Genomic DNA, 1322 nt, shown 5'->3' on the forward strand with positions numbered 1-1322 from the left:
GGCTGGACCCGCAACCGCGCAAACGCGTGATTCCGGGGATTACCGCGCTACAAGCGCTGACAGCAGCCCATACCATTCCCATCAACGATATCGGCGCGCCTTATGTTGTTACCACTGGCCGTCGTATTCGCGACGAAGGCTGGCCCTCGGACGCCACCAAGGTTGCCGTGATGCTGGACGGCGAGTGTTCGTTCCAGGCTCTGGACATGGAGGCGTTCGATATCTGGTGGGGCGCTTATGTCGGCATGAAGGAAGAGATCCTGATCCACGGCCCGCTGGATGAGGTGGCCGAGACCATTTTGACCACCCGTGCGCAGGCCCGCGCCGATCATGGTTGGATCATGGATATCTACCTGCTGCAAAAACGGTCACCCTGAAGACGCATACGAAAATGTGAATGCAGCGATGGGCGAAACCTGCTCTAGTTGGGCACCAACAAGACGGAGACCCTGTGATGAGAGCAATCTGCGCTGCAATCTGCTTGCTGGCCTCGCCTGCCCTTGCGGATCAGGCCCTGCCGGGATGGGCGGTTCATGACACGGGGAAATCCTATGACGCGCTGGTGGCCGACACCAAGGCTGCCGTCAAGGAACACGGGCTGATCGTTGTCACTCAGGCCGGGCCGACCAAAGCGGCGGCGGCCCGTGGGATCACCATTCCGGGCAATCGCGTGATCGGCGTATTCAACAACGACTATGCGGTGCGGGTACTCGAAACCTCGACCGCTGCGATGATCGAGGCGCCGATTCGCCTCTATGTGACCGAAAATGACGACGGCAGCGCGCGCTTGTCCTACAAAACCCCCAGCTTTGTGTTTGAGCCCTACACGAGTCAGGGCGGGCAGGCCCTGTCCGATATTGCCGCAGAACTGGACCAAAAGTTTCAATCCATCGCGAAAACAGCCGTCAAATAGTCACACTGATGTGAACCCGCTTGCCTCTTGCCGGTGTGTCAGACATTTGCTGTCACATATCTTTTTCTCGGAGCATGACTGATGCAGGACCTCTCTCCCCGCGCGGCGGATCTACTGGCTCAAAGATTGTATGAGGCAGGGTGTCGCCATGCGTTCGGCATGCCGGGCGGTGAGGTTCTGACGCTGGTGGGTGCGCTGGAACAAGCTGGCATCACCTTTCATCTGACCAAACACGAGAACGCAGCCGGGTTCATGGCCGAAGCAGTCCATCACCGCGATGGCGCGCCTGCGATACTGGTTGCAACCCTTGGTCCCGGCGCGATGAACGGGATCAACGTGGTTGCCAACGCGCTGCAAGACCGGGTGCCGATGATCGTGCTGACCGGCTGCGTCGACGCGGATGAAGCGC

Annotated in this window: 3 protein-coding genes; all 3 read left to right on the forward strand. The window is 59.7% G+C overall.

What is annotated here, in order from left to right:
* Positions 1-377 (forward strand): SAM-dependent methyltransferase (locus ACR0E6_RS21235; RefSeq protein WP_480587036.1); only part of this gene is annotated, 377 nt, incomplete at its 5' end.
* Positions 378-454: 77 nt separating this feature from the next.
* Positions 455-913 (forward strand): DUF302 domain-containing protein, encoded by a 459-nt coding sequence (locus tag ACR0E6_RS21240; protein ID WP_425083159.1) that lies wholly within the window; start codon positions 455-457, stop codon positions 911-913.
* 81 nt (positions 914-994) lie between these two features.
* Positions 995-1322 (forward strand): thiamine pyrophosphate-binding protein (locus tag ACR0E6_RS21245; RefSeq protein WP_480587039.1); only part of this gene is annotated, 328 nt, incomplete at its 3' end.

The sequence above is a fragment of the Ruegeria sp. AP12 genome (assembly GCF_056540025.1).

Excerpts from the sequence above, each read along its gene's own strand:
- ACR0E6_RS21240 (WP_425083159.1), top strand. The coding sequence starts at position 455 with ATGAGAGCAATCTGCGCTGCAATCTGCTTGCTGGCCTCGCCTGCCCTT.